Source organism: Nannocystis sp. RBIL2 (genome assembly GCF_026626745.1).
Classification (GTDB): domain Bacteria; phylum Myxococcota_A; class Polyangia; order Nannocystales; family Nannocystaceae; genus Nannocystis.
Map to the genome: position 1 here is coordinate 220727 of NZ_JAPNJW010000001.1, position 20688 is coordinate 241414.

A 20688-nucleotide genomic window follows, 5' to 3' on the forward strand; every position below is an offset into this window, starting at 1 on the left:
GGCAGTCTCGTCGTGCCAGCGGAACGTCGCGGTCTGCTCGCGCGACGGGCTTCAGGCCGGCGACTCGCGTCCGGCGACCCGACGGCGCCCCCGCGACGTGCATGACCCCGATCGCCGCGCTAGGCTCGCCGCCATGTTCACCCGCCCCGTCCTCGCGTTCGCGGCGCTCCTTCTCGTGGCACCCGGTTGCGGCCCCGAGAGCGAGGCCCTCCCGCCGAGCGGCATCTACCGCATGACTGCAGTCACCCTCGAGAACGACTGCCACCCGAAGCTCGACGACGACTACACCGGCGAGGAGGTCGTCCACGTCACGCCCGAGTGGATCAAGGTGCCCCACGTCGATTTCCTCGGAATCTCCGAGACCTGCGAGGCGTGCGTGGCCCTCGCCGGCTACCGCTTCATGCAGGTGAAGTTCGACCCGGAGGCCGGCGAGTACGCCTCCGAGGTGCAAGGCGGCGGATGCATGCAGAACGAGCGGGTCGAGGTCGAGACCGTCGACGGCGAGACGGTGCGCAGCCGACTCACCGCCGACTGGCGCGACGACGGCAGCTGCGCCTGGGCCGGCGAGGGCTGCACGGTGGTCCGCGAGTACACCTACGAGCTCGTCGAGCCCTGCGACGACTGCGAGTTCCCGCTGCACCAGGGCGAGTGAGCCGCCGCGCCGCTCGGACATGCCCGTTCGGGCATGTCCTCCGGGCCATGCCCGAGAGCACATGCCCTTTCGCGCATGCCCTAAGCGCCAGCCGTGTCGGGCACCGTGAGCGAGCAGCCCGGCAGCGTGGCCACGAAGTCGCCGCCGAACGCGGTCGCCGGCGTCTGGTAGCCGGCCGCCGGGGGCGCCGCGAGCATGCGGCGGACGATCGCCAGCGACGCGATCACCGTGAACTTGTAGCCCTCGGGCGCGCGCACGCGGCCCTCGATCGCGCGGCCGTCGGGCGCCTCGACGCGGCCCCAGATCTCGCTCGACCCGGACTCGCGGACCTGTTCGTTCGGCCCGGTGACCCGGCGGTCGACCAGCCCCTGCAAGGCCCTGATCACGGCCTTGCGGCGCAGGAGCGGCCCCAGCAGGCCGAGCAGCCGCATCCCGCGGACCTGCGCCTTCGGGAAGCTCATCCAGGTGGTGATGTTCTCGATCCCGGTCGACGCGTGGGCGGTCGCCAGATCGCCCCACGGCACCGCCACCACCAAACGCTCGCGCCCGCCGAGGCGGACGGTGCGAGTGCGCGAGCCGGCCGGGATCGGCACCAGGCGCCCGTGCTCGCGCACCGCGCCGCCCTCGCCGAGGTGCTCGATCATCGTTTTGGTGGTGCCACGGCTGAGTTCGCCGAGCGCGAAGATCGCCAGCTCGAGCCGCGTCGCCCCCGGCAGCGCCTCCGCCAGGGATTTGGCCAGGCAGTCCGACGGCACCACGTCGAAGCCGACGCCGGGCATCAGGACCACGCCGCGCTCGCGCGCGCTGGCACCTTGCGCCCGACAGGCCTCGAACACCGGGATCTCGCCGGTGATGTCGAGATAATGAATTTTGCTTTCGAGACAGGCCGCGACCATCGGCGCGCTGGTCCGCGAGAACGGGCCGGCGGCGTGGAGCACCAGGGCGGCGCCCGCGATCCCGCGGGTCAGCGCGGCCGGGTCGTCGAGCCCGAACACCCGCGCTTCGAGCCCGAGTTCGCCAGCGAGGCGCCCGATCGCCGTCGCGTCGCGGCCCGCCAAAATCGGGCGTAGACCCTCGGAGACCGCCTGACGGGCGATGAGCTCGCCAGTATAGCCGTTCGCGCCGTACAGCACCCATTCGCGCATGCCCGGCGCTATAGCGCGGGTGCGAGGGTCCCCGCCACAGAAAGCGCTTGTACTCGGCGGCCGCTCGGCTCATCGTCTCTAGCGGCTCTCATGATCCCAGACCCGCGCGCCGAAGCAGGTTTCCACGGCCCCCAGGGCGTGGAACTGGCCACGACCTTCGCCCGGGCCCTCCTCGCCCTCGTCGAGGCCGACACCGACGACGCCGTCCTGCGCGCGGTGGCCTCCGCGGTGAGCAGCTACGGCCCGTCGCTGATCCGCTTCTACACCCTGCGCGACGACCCGGGCGACCTCGGCTCGCACGACCCGCGCTTCATCGACCGGAGCGGCCCGCGCCCGGCCCAGACCGACGCCAGCGTGCCGACCCACGCCGAGCTGTCGAGCGTGTGGCAGGCCGGCATCTGCCCCGCCACCGACCCGCTGCTCGGCCGGCCGTTCGCGCTCGCCGATCACCCGGTGCTGGCGCGCTGGCTGGCGGCGCCGCGGCAGGCGCTGGTGCTGCACGACCTCTCGGCCGACCCGCGCCCGGCGGCGCACCCGAGCGAGCGCAGCGCCCAGGCCCTCGTCGTCCTGCCGCTCACCACCGGCGGCTCCGAAGCGCGCTGGCCCGGCGTCCTGGTGCTGTCGTGGAGGATCGTCCACATCCCGAGCCCGCGCGAGCGCCTCGTCTACGACATGCTCGGCGCCGCCGTCGCCTCGCTGCTGGTCGCCCGCGACGCCCTGCGCGACCACCAGCGCGCCATCGACGAGGCCAACACCATGTACGTCGCCGCGCTCGCGCTGGCCGAGGCCGCGACGCTCGAGGAGACGCTGGCCGCCCTCGCCGAGCCCGCCCAGGCGATCGACGCCTCGACCGCCGCGCTGTGGCTGCGCGACCCGGCCGACCCGACGCGCCTGGTGCTGCGCGCCGGCGGCGAGCCGGCCACCCGCCCGCTCGCCGACCTGGCTGGCCTCTTCGCCAGGCCCAATGAGCCATGGCTGTTCGAACAGGTCCATTCGGACACCCCGACGGAGATCGAGCCCGGCGCGCCCACGCCGCGGCTGGCCGAGCCCACGGGCCCCGACGGCTCGTCCCACGGCGCCACGCTGCTGCTGCCGCTGGCCTGGGGCGGCCGGGAGGTCGCCCTGGTCGAGCTCGGCTGGTCCTCGCCGCGCCCGCTGCCGACCGCCCTGCGCCGCCTGTACGTCGCCCTGGCCGGCCCCGCCGCGGTCAGCCTGGCCGGCCGCGCCCTGCTCGCCGACGCCGCCGCGGCCGCGCCCACGGGTGAGCCGACCGACCTCGAGGCCCTGCCCGTCGCCGCCGTGGTCGGCACCGGCGAGGCCCTGCGCGGCAACTCGCGCTGGACGGCGCTGGGCCTGACCGGCGGCGCCCACCTCCCCGTCGCCTGCGCCCTCGCCGATTCCCTCAGCGCCGGCGTCGAGCTGCGGCGCGACCTCGTCGGCGAGCCCGCCCTGGCCGTGTTCGCCGCCCCGCTGGTCGGCGCCGCCGGCAACGCCGTCGGCGTCCTCCTCGACACCTCCGAGGACGCCCGCTCCGAGCGCCAGCGCCTCGAGGGCCGCGACGTCCTGCTCGAGCGCCAGGGCGCCCTGCTCGCCCGCCGCGCCGTGCCCGTGCTGGCGATCGTCGACGAGCTCGCAGTCATCCCGGTGACCGGCGCCCTCGACGACGCCCGCGCGCAGCAGCTGCTCGAGGTCGTCGCCGAGGTCCCTCGCGGCCCGCGGACCCTGATCCTCGACTTCACCGGCATCACCGGCATCGACCCCGGCACCGCCACGGTCGTCCACGAGGCCGCCCGCGCCCTGGTCGCCCGCGGCGCCAGCGTCATCTTCTCCGCCGCCCCGGCGACCCTGGCCGACGCCCTGGCCGGCGAGCACATCGACGGCCTCGGCGACGCCCTCGCCAGCGCGCTCGTCAACCCCCGCTCCTGAGCGCGGGCGATCGCCGCTCGGAGGCTGTCCCCTCGGACATGCTTCCCAGGCCATGCGCTTTCGGGCATGCGCTTTCGGGCATGTCCGAAGGCACATGCCCCGAAGTTCAGTCGGCTCAGCGCACGTAGATCGTGTAGCGCCAGCCCGGCACCTCGATCGCCTCGACGTTGCCGGCCTTGCAGCACATGTTCTGGTCGTTCCAGTTGGCCCAGTTGCTGAAGATCGACGCCTGGCGGTCGTAGCCCCACACCATGATCTGCTCGTCGTAGCCGAGGCCGACGTGGGGGAAGTCGTCGTCGTCGCCGGTGCGGAGCGTGCGGGTGTTGCCGGTGGGCACGATGTCGAAGTCGCCGACCTCGATCCCCGCGCCGCAGTAGCCGTCGAGGTAGCACACCCCGGCCAGGCCGGTCGGTGACTCGAGGCGGCCGTAGCGGGCCACGTCGCTGCCGCTGGTCGGCGCCCAGCCGAACACCACCTCGGTGAAGTCGGCCAGCACCAGGCCCTCCGTGAGCACCGCCGGGCTGTTCGAGTCGGGCAGCACCGGGCCGGCCGGGCCGTTGACGATCAGGCTGTCGAGCATCGCCTGGGCCGCGGCCTCGCCGATCGGCTTGTCCATCATGTTGTACACCGCCTGCCAGCCGCCGCCGTTGAACGTCATCTCGCAGAACACCTGCGCCGGCGGCAGCGGCCCGTCAGAGCCGTCGGGGTCGATGCCGTACACCCCGTCCTCCGTCTCGAGGCCGAGGTCGCGGAGGTCGCGGCAGTGGCGGGGCGTGACGCACAGGCCCTCGTGACAGTAGCTCGACATGCAGTCGGCGTTCTTGTCGCAGACCTGCTCGTCGAGGCAGCCGAAGCAGTGCAGCCCGCCGCAGTCGACGTCGCTCTCGCCGCCGTTCTGCTCGCCGTCGACGCAGCTGGCCGGCGCGCTGCAGTCGTTTTTGCACAGGTCGTTGTCGATCTCGTTGCCGTCGTCGCAGGCCTCGGCGCCCTCCTGCACGAAGCCGTCGCCGCAGCGGGCCACCTGGCAGTTGTTGAGGCACTCGTTGCCGTTGTCGCTGTCGCCGTCGTCGCACACCTCGACGCCGTCGTGGAGGAAGCCGTCGCCGCACTTGGCGACCTCGCAGGTGTCGAGGCAGCCGTCGCCGTTGTCGTCGTCGCCGTCGTCGCACGGCTCGGTGCCGCTGTAGACGTAGCCGTCCCCGCAGCTGGCCAGCTGACAGCTGTTGAGGCAGCCGTCGCTGTTGTCGGTGTTCATGTCGTCGCACTCTTCGCCGACGCTGACCACCCCGTCGCCGCAGCCGGGGGCCTGGCACGCGCTCGTACACGAGTCGCCGTCGAGCGAGTTGCCGTCGTCGCAGCCCTCGCCCGGGCCCTGGAAGCCGTCGCCGCAGGCCACCTTGGTGCACTTCGGGGTGCAGGGGCGATCGGCCCCGTTGTCCGCGCCGTCGTCGCACTCCTCGCCGGCGTCCTGCACGCCGTCGCCGCAGGAGGCCGGCCCGCCTTCGGTCACGCCGCTCGTGCCGGTCGGCGCGTCGGTGGTCGCGCCGGTCGACGTCGACGGGTCGCCGTCGGTGTCCTGACCCGGCGCGTCGGCGGTGCCGCACCCGATGAGGGCGAGGGCCACGGCGGTCGCGCAGAAGGGGATGAGAGCGGGCTTGTGGGGATGCATAGGGGTCCTGCGTGGTACGAGTTCGGTGGCGCGAGCCCCGACCGGCGTACGAGCCGGACGAGGCGTTCGCGTCGCGTCGCTCAGGGCCGGCGCGAACGGGGGGAGACGCGCGGGCGGAGTGCCGAATTGCAACGGGAAATGCTCCGATCCCCGAGGCTGTGATCCAACCCCTCGCGGGCGGACCATGAGCGGACGAAACGCACAATAAACGGCGTTCTGCGCGATTTTGTGCCCTCTGGGGCGAGCCGCGCCGAAACCGGGGTCTACAGACCTCGGCCTTGCCGTTCGTTGCGCAGAAACACTAGCGCACGGGCTTTTTCTCGCGCAGATCACGTGCCGGCCGCCGCCAACTGCCGTATCGTCCCCGTCTCTCGCCTGGGGGTGGCCATACGGCCTGAGAACATACCCCTCGAACCTGATCCGGATAATTCCGGCGGAGGAAAGTGCGAATGGACCGTCAAGACGACACATCCGACAGCTCTGCGCGGCGCGCAGGATTGCCCATCGCGGGCCCCGACGTACACCCGCTGCGTCCCGTCCCTCCCCTCCACACCAGCTTCCCGAGCTCGAACAAGATCGAGGTCGGCGAACTCAAGGTCCCGTTCCGCAGCATCCAGCAGACCGGCGGCAACCCGGACGTGGTCGTCTACGACACCACCGGTCCTCAAGGACATGACCCGAGAGACGGGTTGCCCCCGCGGCGCAAGGACTGGATCGCGGCTCGCCTCGCCAAGAGCGACGGCAACCACACCCAGATGCACTACGCCCGCCAGGGCGTCGTCACCGAGGAGATGCGGTTCGTCGCCATCCGCGAGCAGGTCGACCCCGAGTTCGTGCGCAGCGAGGTCGCGCGCGGGCGGGCCATCATCCCCGCCAACATCAAGCACCCCGAGCTCGAGCCGATGATCATCGGCCGCAATTTCCTGGTCAAGATCAACGCCAACATCGGCAACAGCGCCGTGTCGAGCAAGATCGAGGACGAGGTCGAGAAGCTGCAGTGGTCGACGCGCTGGGGCGCCGACACCGTGATGGACCTGTCGACCGGCAAGCAGATCAAGGAGACGCGGGAGTGGATCCTGCGCAACGCGCCGGTCCCGATCGGCACGGTGCCGATCTATCAGGCGCTCGAGAAGGTCAAGGGCAAGGCCGAGGACCTGAACATCGACATCTTCATGGAGACGCTGCAGGAGCAGGCCGAGCAGGGCGTCGACTACTTCACGATCCACGCCGGCGTGCTGCTGCGCTACGTCCCGCTGACGGCGCGGCGCGTCACCGGCATCGTCTCGCGCGGCGGCTCGATCATGGCCAAGTGGTGCCTCCACCACCACAAGGAGAACTTCCTCTACACCGAGTTCGAGCGGATCTGCGAGCTGCTGAAGAAGTACGACATCAGCTTCTCGCTCGGCGACGGCCTGCGCCCCGGGTGCATCGCCGACGCCAACGACGCGGCCCAGTTCGGCGAGCTGAAGACCCTCGGCGAGCTGACCGAGATCGCGTGGCGCCACGACGTCCAGGTCATGATCGAGGGGCCCGGCCACGTGCCGATGAACAAGATCAAGGAGAACATGGACGAGCAGCTGCGCCTGTGCCACGAGGCGCCGTTCTACACGCTCGGCCCGCTGACCACCGACATCGCGCCCGGCTACGACCACATCACCTCGGCGATCGGCGCGGCGATGATCGGCTGGTACGGCACGGCGATGCTCTGCTACGTCACCCCGAAGGAGCACCTCGGCCTGCCCGACCGCGACGACGTCAAGGCCGGCGTCATCGCCTACAAGATCGCCGCCCACGCCGCCGACCTGGCCAAGGGCCACCCCGGCGCCCAGGCCCGCGACGACGCGCTCAGCAAGGCCCGCTTCGAGTTCCGCTGGCGCGACCAGTTCCACCTCTCGCTCGACCCCGAGACCGCGCAGAGCTTCCACGACGAGACCTTGCCGGCCGAGCCGGCCAAGGACGCCCACTTCTGCTCGATGTGCGGCCCGCACTTCTGCTCGATGAAGCTGACCCAGGACCTGCGCGACCTCAGCGAGGCCGCTGACGTGTCCTCGGGGACAGGTCTCGACGAGGCCGCGATCGCCGAGGGCATGCGCGAGAAGGCCGAGGAGTTCCGCGCCGGCGGCGGCGACCTGTACGTCCGCGTGCGTGAGGACCTGCTGCCCGGCCAGGCCACCACCCAGGGCGCGGATTGAGCGACGACGATCGCATCACGCCCCTGCCTGACGGCGACGAGGACATCCCGTCGCCAGCGGCCGCGCCGCCCGCCACCGGCGACGAGGCCCTGCGCGCCACCGTGCGCGACCTGCCCGAGGTGCGCAGCGGCCTGCGGGCCCGACGTCCGCGCGTCCAGCCGTCGCGCGGCGTGATCGCGGGCCTCGCCGTCGGTCTGCTCGGCGCCGTCGCCATCGCCCCGATCGAGCACCGCGCGCTCGGCGGCAGCGCCGACCTTGGCGCCATCTGGGCCGCTTGGTCGCTGATCCTCGCGCTCGGGGCCGCCATCGGCTGCGTCCTCGCGCTCGCCGAGTGGCTGGTCGCCCGCCTGCGCTCGCGCCCGCTGGTGACCGCCGCGGTGCGGGCGGCCTGCTGCCTGCCGGTGCTGATCCCCGTCGCGCGCCACCTGTTCGACGGCGCCTTCGCCAGCACCTTGCCCGGCGCGAGCACTGCGTTCGTGTGGGTCCCGCTGCTCGGCTGGGCCGGCCTCACTCTGGCCTTTTGGCCAGGTGGCAGATGGCTGCAGTACCCGCGGCCCGACACCGTCGGCCGGGCCCCGCCGAAGGGCGCCGCGCTGCCGCTGTTCATCCGCCGCCGGCGCGTGATCGCCTTCGCTCTGGGCCTCGGCGCCGTCGCCTGCGAGTACGTCAACCGCACCTTCTTGCGCAGCGAGTACCCCGACCTCCACACCATGCTGGTCATCGGCGCCTGCGGGGCCGCCGGCCTGTCGCTGTGGCTCGGCTTCACCCGCCCCTGGCGCTACGACCAGGTCGAGCGCCGCGCCCCGGTCGCCCAGGGCCGCGCGCTCGCGCTGGCGGGCCTCATCAGCGCAGTCATGGCCGTGGTCGCCAACCTCGTCGCCTGCGTCCAGCTCGGCCTGCGCGACCCCGACACCCGCTTCGTCGTCGCCACCCAGGGCATGCACACCCGCCTGCTCGCGCGGGTCGTCCGCGGCCTCGTCGACGGCGACGGCGACGGCCACTCGCCCGCGCTCGGCGGCGCCGACTGCGACGACACCGACCCGCAGGTCCACCCCGAGGCGCGCGAGATCATCGGCAACGACGTCGACGAGGACTGCGACGGCTACGTCGCCCGCGAGGACCTGGCGGCCGCGCTGGCCCAGGCCGACGAGGTCGCCGCGCGCAAGCAGGGCCAGTGGCGCGACGAGCCCGAGGTGCGCGAGTTCCTGCGCCGCACCGCGCCGATGAACCTCGTCCTGCTCAGCATCGACGCCCTGCGCGCGGATGTCCTCGCGGACAGCCCCGAGAACCGCGCCGAGTACCCGCGGCTGTTCCAGCTGTTCGCCGAGTCGACCGTGTTCACCCGCGCGTTCGCGCCGTCGGCCGGCACCGACCTGTCGCTCTCGGGCATCCTCACCGGCCGCATCGACCCGTTCACCCAGGTCGACAAGACCCTCGCCGAGGCCCTGCACGACGCCGGCCGCGTCGCCCACGGCGTCATCCCCAGCGAGGTGCTGCGCTACGCCGGCAAGACCCTCCTGACCCGCGGCCTTCACAGCCACGACCGCCTGGTCAACGACGCCGGCCAGCGCGACATCGGCTCCTACAGCACCTCCGCGCGGACCACCGGCCTCGGCCTCGCCTTCCTCGACCAGCGCCAGCAGGCCGCCGACCAGGGCGCCGCGTCCCCGTTCTACCTGTGGCTGCACTACTTCGACGTCCACGAGCACGACGAAGTCGACGGCGGCGACCGCAGCCTGCGGCGCGTGCTCGCCAACCCGAACCCGCGGCTCGGCCGGCGCGAGAAGTACCGCGCCATGCTGCGCCTCGTCGACGAGCAGGTCGGCGCCCTCGTCGACGAGCTCGTCCGGCGCCAGCTGTGGGACAAGACCCTCGTCGTCATCGTCAGCGATCACGGCGAGGGCCTCGGCGAAGATCCGCGCCTGCCGGACAACCACGGCCGCGTCCTCTACAACCCGCTGATCCACGTCCCGCTGGTGATCCGGATCCCCGGCACCCCCGGCGGCCTCGCCACCGACCCCGTCTCGGTCCTCGACGTCACCCCCACCCTCCTCGACCTCGCCGGCGCCGAGCCGCTCGCCGGCCTCGACGGCCGCAGCCTCCTGCCGCACCTCGTCCCCGGCAGCCCCGACGAGCTGCGCCCGCGCGGCCGCCCGCTGATCCTCAACGAGAGCGACCAGTACGGCGTCATCGCCTGGCCCTACAAGCTGCTCGTGCGTCCGGGCGACAACCTCACCGAGCTGTACGACCTCAGCGGCGACTTCGGCGAGCGCAACAACCTCGCCGAGTCGGCGCCCCGCCGCGTCGGCGAGCTGATGCAGTACTACCACGCCGCCCCCCACGTCGAGCTCGACCGCTCCAGCCGCGGCCGCCGCCTCCGCGAGCGCAACGCCGCCGCGCCCGGCGAGTGAGCCTGCTCGAAGGGACATGCCCTTGGAGGCATGTCCCATCGCACATGATCCTCGAGACATGTGCGAAAGAGCTCTCGCGCGGCCGGGCCGCGAGCGAGCTCGTGCGCCCGACATTTTCGTGGCTCCCGCGCCGACGCGACCGGCGCACGCAGCTGGGCGACCTGCCTGCGTCGCCTTCACGCCGGGCGGCCGCCTCGTCACCGCCCCGCGCGAAAAAAAATGAGCCATCGCCCGGGGCCCGCGCGACCTCTGCACATGCGCCTTTCAACGCTATCAACCCTCGTCCTCGTCCTCGCCGGCTGCGACCTCGGGATCCTCGACCCGATCCTCACCAGCGGCCACTCCGGCGACTCGGAGTCCGGCCCGCCGGCCATGACCTCGACCGCCACCTCGGACACCTCGACCGGCGGCAGCGACACCACCGGCCTTGCCAGCGAGACCTGCACCACCTGCGACAGCGCCACCGAGGCAGTGTTCATCGTCCCGCCCGAGCCGCCGCCCGCCTGCGACGTCTACGCGCAGGACTGCCCCAGCGGCTTCAAGTGCACCGCCGAGGGCCCACCGCCGCTCGACTTCGACAACATCACCTGCTCGGCCATCGTCCCCGATCCGGACCAGGCCGGCGAATCGTGCCAGCGGCTCGTTCAGGGACACTTCGGCCCCGACACCTGCGACCTCGGCCTGTTCTGCGACGACATCGATCCGCAGACCGGCACCGGCACCTGCGCGGTGATCTGCCAGGGCAGCGACCACCAGCCGATCTGCGGCGCCGACGAGGAGTGCTTCGGCTACCACCAGATGCCGCTGTGCGTGCCGCACTGCGATCCGCTGCTTCAGGACTGCCCCGCCGGCGACAGCTGCCAGTACGCCGGCGTCGACTTCGTGTGCCTGAAGGTCGACGGCTTGCCCGGCAACCAGCTGTTCGAGGGCTGCGGCGGCGACTGGCGCTGCGCCCCCGGCTTGAGCTGCGCCGACGGTGACGTGGCCACGGAGTGCGTGCTGGGTGGCGAAGGCCCGGGCTGCTGCTCCCCGTACTGCGACCTGAGCGCTCCTGCCTGCCCCGGCGTGGGTCAGCAGTGCCGGCCCTACTACGAGCCCGGCGAAGCTCCGTCCGGGCTCGAGAACGTCGGCGTCTGCGCCCTGCCGTGAACGGCTGGCTCGCCCGACCCGGACGAGCCCCGTGGAAGCCGTCTCGACGCCCAGGACGCTCATGCACGCGCAGCCGTCTGAGCGCTCTTCGGCGTGTCGCTATGCGTCCTGCGGAACACCCATGCCGCGAGTAAATCGACGACCAATAAAAATCGGCGCTGTGACGGCTCCCCAACCCGCTAGAGCGACTTCTGCGGCCTGCTTCGACCCGTGGCCGCCCGACCCGCGACGAGCCCCGTGGAGGCCGTCTCGACGCCCAGGACGCTCATGCATGCGCGGCCCATCCGAGCGCTCTACGGCGTGTTGCGATGCGTCCGCGGGACTTCCATGGCGCGAGTGCATCGACGATCATGCATGGCGATGCAGCCCCGACGTCGCGTCGTCGTCATCCACGCCCCCGAAGCTGCGCGGTCTGCCGTCTTCGACGCAGCATGGCGATCCGGACATATCCCTGTGGACATGTCCGAAGAGACATCGCATGACGAAGACGTGTTGGTCATCCGCGTCGGCGCCGAACCCGGCCCCGCCGACCTGCGCCTCCCCGACGACGCAAACGTCGGCCCCGCCGCCTACGCCGAGCTGCGCCTGCTCGCGCTGCCCGCCGAAGGGGACGACGAGGAGGACACCGAGGAGGGCGAAGAAGACGCTGACGACGAAGACGAAGACGACGACCACACCGACGATGACGAGCTCGATGCCGCAGACGACGACGAAGACGACGAAGACGACGAGCTAGCCGACACCGAAGCTCCCGCGAGCGAGACCCTGCCCGCCCCGCCGGCCCTCCCCGCCCCCTATCTCGTCCACCCCTACTTCCAGCCGCGCATCTTCACCGGCCGCGCCGCCGACCTCGCCGAGCTCGACGCCTGGCTCGCGCACGGCCAGCCTGCGCGGGTGCTCGCGGCCCTCGGCGGCATCGGCAAGAGCGCCCTCGCGTGGGCCTGGCTGCAGCGGCGGCTCCCCGACGCCCCGTGGGCCGGCTGCATGTGGTGGAGCTTCTACGAGGGCGGCGCCACCTTCGACCTCATGATCCGTCACCTCGCGGTCTACGCCGCCGGCGTCGCGCCCGCGCAGGCGATGCGCGCCGATCGACCCGAGCTCGAGCGCCAGGTGCTCGCGGCCCTGCGAGCGCGCCCGTTCCTGCTCGTGCTCGACGGCCTCGAGCGTGCTCTGGTCGCCTATCACCGACTTGACGCCGCGCGCCTGCCGGACGAGCTCGCCGACGCCGCCCTCGACCTGCACGCGTGCACGGATCCACGAGACGGCCGGTTCCTGCGGGCGCTCGTGCAGGCGAGCCCGTCGCGGCTGCTCGCGACCTCGCGGATCTTCCCCAGCGACCTGCGCGACGGCGACGCCCTGGTGCCCGGCGTCGAGCTGTCCGCCGCGCAGGGCCTCGACCCCGCCGACATCCCCGAGCTCCTGCGCGCGGTCGGGCTCGACCCCGAAGCCTGGTGGGTCGCACCGACCACGCAGGCGATGGCCAAGCTCGGCCACTCCAGCCTGCTGTGGCGCCTGATCGCCGGCTGCGCCTACGACTACGCCAGACCCTCGACCTTCACCGGCCACGGCGACAGCGAGCCTGCAACCCTGCGCACACACATCCTCGGCACCACCTTCGAGCACTTGCCGGCCCGCGCCGCGCGACTGCTGTCGCGGATCGCCGCGCTGCGCTCGCCGGTCGGCATCGACACCGTGCTCGCGCTGGCCGATCCGCCCCCGCTCGGCCTGCGCCGCCCGCCCCGGCAGCCCCTCGCGCCGCTGCGCCAGCTCGAGCGGCTCCTCGCCGACGACAACTACTATCCGAGCACCCGCACTCATCTGCAGGACCGCCACGACAAGCTCCGCGCCCGCCGCGACGCCTGGGACGTCTACCGCGCCCTCGCGCGCCCCTACGCCCGCCTGCCCGAAGTCCTCGCCCACTACGCCCGCATCCACGCCGACCTGTGCCTGCTCGAGGCCCGCGGCTTCCTGCTGTGGGATCGCGGCAGCAACCGCCACGACCTCCACCCGGTCGTCCGCGCCTACGCCTTCGAGTGCCTCGCGGACGCCGAGCGCACCGCCGCGTTCGTGGCGATCCGCGACCACTTCGAGCAGCTCCCGCCCGAGCCCGCGGCTCCCGTCCGCAGCGTCGCCGACCTCCAGCGCACCATCGAGATCTACAGCGCGCTCGTCGGCGCCGGCGACTTCTACGCCGCCTACCAACTGTATGGGGACCGCCTGTCTGGCCCGCTCTTCGACCGCCTCTCCGCGTGCACGACGATCGTCGAGCTCCTGACCCCGCTGTTCCCCGCCGGCCTGCGCCAGCTCCCGCGCCTCTCCGATCCCGCGGATCAAGCCAGGGCGCTCACCAGCCTGGCGAACGCCCTCGCTATAGTCGGCCGCGACGACGACGCCGCGGCCTTGCGCGAGCTCGGCATCCGCCTCGACCTCCAGCAACGCGACGCGAGCGGCCTGGTGATCAGCCTCGTCAACTGGGCCCTGTCGATCGAGGCCGACAACCACAACCACGCGGCGCTGCGGACCTTCATCCTCGCCCACCGCCTCGCCGTCGCCGCCGGCGGCAAGCAGGCCCTCCTGCTGCGCCACCGCGCCCGGATGGCGATCGAGTTCGGCCGGTGGGACGAGGCCGAGGCGCACGTCGCCGCGATCGCCGAGAGCGAGCTCGGCGCTCACGACCGCCTCTCCCTCGCCCACGACCGCGCCGCTCTCGCCATCTACCGCGGCGAGGATCCCGCGCCGTGGCTCGCGGCTGCGTGGCGCGAGAGCGAGCGGACGCCGCGCTTGTTCGAAATTGCCGAGCTGCACGCCCTCGAGGCCCGCGTCGCCGCCGATGCCGGTGCCTGGGCCGCGGCCGAGACCCACCTGTGCGAGGCGCTGCAGCTCGCCCGTCGCATGGGTTCGAGCGTCGCCCGCTTCTCCGCCGAGCTCGCGACTTGCCTCGCGCACCTCGATCGACCTGTGGAAGCCCGCCGGGCCCTCGCCGCCGCTGGCGATGAAGCGCCCGATCGGCTCCTCGCCGAGGCCCACCTCGCCCTCGGCGAGCCCGACCTCGCCCGGCCGCTGGCGCTCGCCGCCTACCGCTTCGCCTGGGGCGACGGCCCGCCGTTCGCCAGCTTCGACGGGCTGCGCCAGTGCACCCGCCTGCTCGAGCAGCTCGGCCTGCCGCTCCCGGAGCTGCCGCCGTTCGACCCGGCCCGCTCGCCGCAGATCGCCTGCGAGGCCGAGATCGAGGCCTTCATCGCCGACCTCGCGGCTGGGCGCGCCGACCCTGACGCGCCCACGCGCCCCGGCCGACATGTCCACATGGACATGCCCCTTTAAACATGCCCCTATGAACATGCCCTGAAAGGCATGTTCCAAAGATCAGCACGATCGCGCGACCACCGCCCGGACAGACGCCCGGACCTCAGTGCCGCTCGACGCTCGCCGCCGCCTCGACGCGGCCGATCGCGTCGACCACCCCGCGGCGGACCGCCAGCAGCGGCTCCGGCAGGAACCCGCCGAGCAGCAGCGTCCCTATCATCCCCCAGATCGCGTACGACTCCCAGCGGCGCAGGTCTTCGAACCCGCGCAGGTCGTCCGCGTGGGGCGACGGCGGCCCGAGGAACGTGCGCTTGAACGCCCGCCACAGCGTGATCCCGTTGACCGCGGTGACGATGAACAGGAGCCCCACCACGAACGGGTGCTCGCGCAGCAGCCCCTGCCCGACCAGGTCCTCGGCCACGAACGAGATCGTGCCCGGGAAGCCGACCGCCGCCGCCGCCAGGATCAGGTACGCGGTCGCCATGCGCGGCGCGTTGTGAGCCAGCCCGCCGAGCTTGCGCAGGTCCGTCGTGTTCGCGCGCACCTCGACCGCCAGCGTCAGCAGCATCAGCCCGCCGCACTCGACCACCGTCGACATCGCCTGCAGCAGCGCGCCCGACACGCTCGCGTCGTCGAGCCCGGCGAAGCCCGCCAGCACCAGGCCCGACTGGCTGACCCAGAACCACGCCACGATCCGGCGCAGGTCGAACTGCCCGACCGCCAGAAACGCCCCGTACAGCGCAGTGAACACCCCCACCGCCATCAGCAGCGGCGCCGCCGGCCCGAGCACGCGCGGGAAGATCGCCAGCGCCAGGCGGGCCAGCATGAACGACCCGAGCGGCGTCAGACATGTCACGAGGGCCAGGTGCGGCGTGCTGTGCTGCGCCGTCGCCGGGAACCACAGGTGCAGCGGCACGATGCCCATGCGCAGCAGCGCCACCGCCAGCACCAGCGTCCCGATCCACGGCGACGGCGTGTAGGGGCTCTTCGTCAGCTCGACCAGGTCGAGCGGGTTTTGCACCCCCGCCGCCGACGCCTCGAACGCCAGCCCGATCATCGCCACCGCCAGCGCCAGCCCCGTCGCCACCACCAGCGACTTCATGATCACCTGCAGCGGCCGCGACCCGCGGTGTTTGGCGTCGAACCACAGCGGCAGCAGCGACAGCACCACGAAGCTCGACAGCACCCCGGCGTCGAGCGCGAGGAAGCTGCCCATCAGCGCCCCCTCGACCACCATGATCTTGGCCGCCAGCCCCGCGCGCATGTCGGCCCGCGGCGTCATCAGCAGCGCCACGAGCACCAGGCCGGCGGTCAGCGGCAGCAGCACCGCGTTGAGGCCGTCGACCGCGAAGTGGCTGTGCAGCCAGCCCAGGCCCTGCTCGAGGTGGTCCTCCTTGTACGCGTGGCGCGTGCCCTCGTGGACGAACAGCGCGCACGCGACCAGGAAGATCGGCAGCGCGAAGCCCAGCGCCAGCGCGCGCTGCTTGGTCGCCCCCCGCACGCCCCAGCGCAGCGCCGCGGCCGCCAGCAGCGGCGTCAGCCACAGGAAGATCAGCGAGTACTGCACCCACGCGCTCATCGCCGGCCTCCCTTCGAATCACGGGCGCGCCGCTCCGACTCGCCGTGCAGCGCCAGCAGCTGCGACTCCAGGCGATCGAGCCGACGCGACAGCGCCATCACCGGACGCACCACGTAGCGCTCGAGCGCGATCTCGACGTCGAAGCGCTCGATCGCCATGCGGTACACGTACCGGCGCGTGCGCAGGCCGAGCGCCTCCCAGCGGACCGCGCCCTCGTCGGCCTCGGTGCGGCCGAGCGCCGCGCGGCGGGCCAGCGCGTCCTGCAGCGCCGACGGCGTGCGCAGGAACTGGTAGTAGCGCAGCACCGCGTGGGCCACGAGGTGGATGGTGGCCAGCGTGTACAGCCCGAACCCGATCTCGACGAACATCAGCCCGACCTGGCTGGCCGTCGCGTAGGACAGCGCCGACTTGGCGTCCGGGCTCGCCTGGCTGCTCATCGCCGAGATGACCGCGGTGATCGCCCCGACCGCGATCATCATCGTCTGCGCCGCCAGCGAGTGCTCGAGCAGCGGCGCCGCGCGCAGCAGCAGGTACACCCCGGCGTGGACCGACAGGCTGCCGTAGAACACCGCGGACGAGGCCGTCGGCCCCTCCATCGCCCGCGGCAGCCAGCCGCCCAGGGGGAACTGGGCCGACTTGCCCATCGCCGCGAACACCAGCGACAGGCCGACGAACGTCGACGGCCACGGGCTCGTCAGCGCCGCCTGCTCCGCCGCCATCCAGTCGCTCGTGTGCAGCCAGCGGTGCAGCGACACCCCGGCGGTGAGCAGCCCGATGTCGCACAGGCGGTACGTCACCAGCACGCGGGTCGCCGCCTTCACCGGACCCAGGCGCTCGTGGAAGAACCCGACCAGCAGCACCGACGTCATGCCGACGATCTCCCAGCCGACGAACAGCAGCTCGAGGTTGCCGGCCAGCACCAGCGCCTGCATGCCGGCGCCGAACAGCAGCATCAACAGGAAGAACCGGTTGAAGCCGGGCTCGCGGTGCAGGTACGCGATCGAGAACTGACTGGTCGCCGCCAGCAGCAGCGACACCAGGGCCGACACCGCCGCCGAGCGGCCGTCGATCAGCAGGTCGATGCGGAAGTCGTAGCCCGCGCCCGAGTACCACGAGCCGAAGCCGAGCTCGAGCGGCCCCGCGGGCCCCGCCGCCCAGCCGACGAGGCCGACCAAAAGTCCGAGGAAGCCGAGGCCGATCGCGGTCTGGGCCACGGTCGCCACCACGCGCTCGCTGGCCAGCCGGGCCGCCAGCAACAGCGCGATGATGACGGCCCCCAGCGCCGGCGCGGCCGGGGCCAGCGCGATCACGTGAGCGAGCGAGTTCGAGTCGAGCATGACGCGAAGACCATGTCCGAAAGGTCAGGGCCGGATCAGCGCCGGCGGCAGGAATTGATCGCGACCGGCGTACCAGTCGCTCGAGCTGCGCACGCGCGGCAGCCCGGCGCTGAGCGGGGTGTAGGGGCGGAAGCCGAAGCGCGCGTCGAACGTCTGGATCGCCCGGGTCTCGGGGTCGACCGAGACCAGCCGCAGCCACTCGTTGGTCACCAGCTCCGCGACGGCCGGCTGGCGCCCGGCGATCGCCAGCAGCGTCGCCGGCGACGCCTCGACCACCAGGTGCAGGCGCACCGGCTCGTGGATCTCCGTCATCTGCTTGGGCAGCCCGGTCCGCAGGTCGCTGCTGGCCCCGTTCATCACCCCGAACAGGCCGGTGACGTTGTGCGGCAGCTTGGTGCCGGCGCCGAGGCGCTCCATGTCGACCGTCGAGAAGAAGTACTCGAGGTTGATGCCGGCGCCGACCGGGCCGGCGGCGAGCAAGATCCGCTCGAGGATCGCGCCCGTCGGATCTTGCCCCGGATCGTACGAGACGAGGAACGCCCGCCGGTCGAGGAACAGCCCCGCGGTCAGCTCGCGCCGGCCGACGAAGCAGGCCGCGTTGGTCGCGTGGCCGAGCTCCGGCCGCGCCTGCGCCAGGTCGAACGCGCGGCCCTCGACGTGCCGCAGGGCCCGCTCGGGCGCCGAGCGACGCGGCGCCGACGCGAACCGGCGGCAGCGCTCCTGCGCGTTGCGCCGACACATCTCCTCGAGCTGCGGCGACAGCACCCGCAGCTCGTGCAGCGCCGCGTCGGGCAGGTCCTCGGCGTCGTAGAGGCGGATCATGTCGTTGGCGGTGTCGTACAGCCCGCCGACGAACACGGTGTCCTCCGGGACGACGATCCCGCGGGCCGCCAGGCGCTCGCGCACCCCCGCTTGATTGGCCATGCGCGCGAACAGTCGCGCGTTGGGCCCGCCCGAGCGCCCGCCGCACGCGCCGCACGAGTACGCCGGGAAGTACGGGTTGTTGACGCTCGACGAGTCGTGGCCGAGCACCACCACCAGCTTCCCGAAGCGGTGGACGATGCCCATGTTCTCGAGCAGCGCCGCCACGCGGGTCGCCATCTCGTCGAGGGTGAAGCCCGACATCACCTGCGCCGTGCGGGTGCCGTCCTGCTCGGCGCGCAGCTCGGTCAGCCGCGTCATCGGCTCGGGCAGCCACCAGCGCGCGATCGCCTTGCGCACCCGCCCGGCCGCGCGCGGCGAGAACACGTTGGCCAGCAGCGGGATCGCGGCGAAGAACCCGGCGATGGCCGTCACGATCGATCCGAGCAGCAGCGAGCGCGACATCCGGCCCCACGCCGTCTCGATCTCGCCGAGCTGACGGCGTCGGCTCGCGCGCAGCTCGGCGATGCTGAACTGGCGCGTCAGCGCCTGCTCCTCGATCCGGTGCTGCGGCTGGACCACCACCGGGCACAGCGGGAACGTGCTCGGATCGTCGATGCCCTGGTACGCGATCGCCAGGCCGAAGAACCCCGCGGCGCCGAGCGTCTCGCACTCGGGCGCGAGCTCCTCGAGGTGGCGGCGCGACGACTCGAAGCGGTCGTCGATGCAGAACACCACCTGATGCCGCGGCCGCGTCGTCACCGGCGGCGGCGCGGCCAGGTTGGCCGCCAGCGCGTCGAGCAGCTCGACCCGGTAGCGGCGCTCGTAGGCCTCGTGCAGCACCCGCAGGCGCGTCGGCTCGTCGAGCTCGTCGAGGAACGCCAGCACCGCCTCGACGTCGGCGCGGCTGGCCGCGTAGATCGTCGCCGCCGATACCCCCGCGAGCTGACACAGGCGGAACAGCGGCCACGAGGTGTCGTGGCGGCCGCGCTGCTGCGGCCCCGAGACCTGCGGCAGCCCGGCGCAGGCCGCCCGGATCGCCCGGGCCTGGCCGCGGATGCCGAGGCGCGCCCCGACGTCGCAGTACGCGAACAGGTCGAGCACCAGCCGCACCGCCAGGTAGTCGATCAGGTGGACCTGCGCGCGCGTACGGCCGATCGGTCCCGGCGCGCTCTCGAGGCGGTGGAACATCCCCGCCCAGCCCGGCAGCTGCAGCAGCGTGTGCTCGATGAACGCGTCGAGCTCGTCGTCCGCGATCCCGAGCTCGGCCAGCAGTTCGATCACCACGTCCTCGGCGCCGAGCTTGCGCGCGTCCCAGTCGCGCAGGCGCTCGCCGAGGCCCGCCAGCCAGGCCGGGCGCACGCCGAGCCCCGACGACAGCACCTTCGCCCACGCGCGGAAGAACCCGCGCTCGCGGTCCGGCATCGTCCAGTACGACTGCCCGCGGTCGAGGAACGCCGCGCACAGCGGGATCAGGTGCGCGTGGACCATCTCGTTCGGGTCCTCGCCGCTGGTGCGCAGCAGCAGGTCGCGGTGGAACACCGCCGGCGTGGCCTGCGGGCACGGCTGGCCCTCGAGGTGCTCGCACGCGCGGACGCACGCGGTCCACAGCGCGCGCACCGAGAACAGCTCCGGGTTGCAGGCGAACGCCGCCAGCAGGTCGCGCGGGTCGACGCGGCGGCCGAGCAGCGCGCCGAGCTTGAGCAGCGGATCGAGCGCGCGCTCGCCGGGCGTCGGGCTGACGACCTTGGCCGCCACCTCGCGCGCCCCCGCGGGCCCGCCGGCGGCCGCCACCTCCTGCTCGAGCCAGGCCCGCGTGCTGCGGACGATCGCGTCGCGCGGCCCCTGGCGGATGTCGCCGTCGAAGCGGTTGGCCGCGTCCTTCTCGACCAGGTTCCAGCGCAGGTGGGCGATCGTCTCGGCGCCCACGCCGTGGCGGATCACCAGCGCCGCCGCGACGTCGCGGCTCGGGAAGCCCGGCGCGATCGGCTCGGGCGAGAACTGCTCGTCGGCCAGCACCGCGTCGAGGTCGTCGTCGCGGATCCGTCCGCGCGCCAGCAGATCGCGGTATGTCTCTTTGGTCAGGTACCCGCGCACCCGCAGCTTGCTCTGCGCCTCGCGGATCGCCGCGTGGAACGGCAGGTGCTGGAACGCGTGCAGCGTGTTGTGGTGGACGAACACCTCGAGCGGCGCCTGGGCCGGCAGGTAGTGCGAGGCGTGCTCCAGCGCCGCCCGCACGCGCGCGTGCATGTCGGGCTCCGCTGCGACCTCGGGCTGCGCGTCGTGGAAGAGCTGGTGGGCCGTTGCGGTCGACATGGGAACCCGCGCGCGAGCACCTCGCGGCCCGGCCAGCATGAACGCTGGTCTCGAGGCTCGCGCTGAACCACCGGTTAAGCTGCGTTCATAAAGCCGGCCGCGACGGCCTCAGCAGCGCCGCGGACGAATGCCCGCCTCGCGCTCGCCT

Annotated in this window: 11 protein-coding genes and 1 riboswitch; of the genes, 6 read left to right on the forward strand and 5 right to left on the reverse strand. The window is 72.7% G+C overall.

Translation table 11 applies throughout. From position 1 onward, the window contains the following. Positions 1 to 133 precede the first annotated feature (133 nt). On the forward strand, positions 134 to 652 hold the full coding sequence (locus tag OV090_RS00865; RefSeq protein WP_267701526.1) for a hypothetical protein: 519 nt from the start codon (positions 134 to 136) through the stop codon (positions 650 to 652). Positions 653 to 732: 80 nt separating this feature from the next. On the opposite strand, the gene OV090_RS00870 is transcribed toward OV090_RS00865, so the two are convergent. Further along, on the reverse strand, positions 733 to 1797 hold the full coding sequence (locus tag OV090_RS00870) for a saccharopine dehydrogenase NADP-binding domain-containing protein (RefSeq protein ID WP_267701527.1): 1065 nt from the start codon (positions 1795 to 1797) through the stop codon (positions 733 to 735). Positions 1798 to 1887: 90 nt separating this feature from the next. Between OV090_RS00870 and OV090_RS00875 the strand changes: the two genes are divergently transcribed. Then, a complete protein-coding gene (locus tag OV090_RS00875) occupies positions 1888 to 3723 on the forward strand; it encodes an STAS domain-containing protein (protein WP_267701528.1) in 1836 nt (611 codons plus the stop codon). A 115-nt stretch (positions 3724 to 3838) separates the two neighbouring features. Here the strand turns inward: OV090_RS00875 and OV090_RS00880 are convergent, their stop codons facing one another. Beyond that, complete coding sequence (locus OV090_RS00880) at positions 3839 to 5392, reverse strand: DUF4215 domain-containing protein (protein WP_267701529.1); 1554 nt, start codon at positions 5390 to 5392, stop codon at positions 3839 to 3841. A gap of 367 nt (positions 5393 to 5759) precedes the next feature. Next, positions 5760 to 5852, forward strand: a riboswitch (TPP riboswitch). Here OV090_RS00880 and thiC point away from each other — a divergent pair. From thiC to OV090_RS00900, 4 genes are all read left to right on the forward strand, one after another. After that, a complete protein-coding gene (thiC, locus tag OV090_RS00885; protein WP_346660346.1) occupies positions 5842 to 7584 on the forward strand; it encodes a phosphomethylpyrimidine synthase ThiC in 1743 nt (580 codons plus the stop codon). Its footprint overlaps the riboswitch before it by 11 nt. Continuing rightward, positions 7581 to 9995 (forward strand): sulfatase-like hydrolase/transferase, encoded by a 2415-nt coding sequence (locus tag OV090_RS00890; protein ID WP_267701530.1) that lies wholly within the window; start codon positions 7581 to 7583, stop codon positions 9993 to 9995. The genes thiC and OV090_RS00890 overlap by 4 nt, the downstream gene beginning before the upstream one ends. Positions 9996 to 10250: 255 nt before the next feature. Next, the gene (locus tag OV090_RS00895) at positions 10251 to 11144 is read left to right on the forward strand and encodes a hypothetical protein (RefSeq protein ID WP_267701531.1); all 894 of its coding nucleotides are present in this window, start codon (positions 10251 to 10253) and stop codon (positions 11142 to 11144) included. A 459-nt stretch (positions 11145 to 11603) separates the two neighbouring features. After that, positions 11604 to 14465 carry a hypothetical protein gene (locus OV090_RS00900; protein WP_267701532.1) on the forward strand — a complete coding sequence of 954 codons (2862 nt, stop codon included), beginning with the start codon at positions 11604 to 11606 and terminating at the stop codon, positions 14463 to 14465. 85 nt (positions 14466 to 14550) lie between these two features. Here OV090_RS00900 and OV090_RS00905 read toward each other — a convergent pair whose 3' ends face one another. The 3 genes from OV090_RS00905 to OV090_RS00915 are packed head-to-tail and all read right to left on the reverse strand — an operon-like array spanning position 14551 to position 20540. Next, the gene (locus OV090_RS00905; protein WP_267701533.1) at positions 14551 to 16026 is read right to left on the reverse strand and encodes a proton-conducting transporter membrane subunit; all 1476 of its coding nucleotides are present in this window, start codon (positions 16024 to 16026) and stop codon (positions 14551 to 14553) included. Beyond that, positions 16023 to 17363, reverse strand: a complete 1341-nt coding sequence (locus OV090_RS00910; RefSeq protein WP_267701534.1) for a proton-conducting transporter membrane subunit — start codon at positions 17361 to 17363, stop codon at positions 16023 to 16025. Before OV090_RS00910 ends, OV090_RS00905 begins: the two co-directional genes overlap by 4 nt. Before the next feature lie 24 nt (positions 17364 to 17387). After that, positions 17388 to 20540 carry a DUF2309 domain-containing protein gene (locus OV090_RS00915; protein ID WP_267701535.1) on the reverse strand — a complete coding sequence of 1051 codons (3153 nt, stop codon included), beginning with the start codon at positions 20538 to 20540 and terminating at the stop codon, positions 17388 to 17390. Positions 20541 to 20688 lie beyond the last annotated feature (148 nt).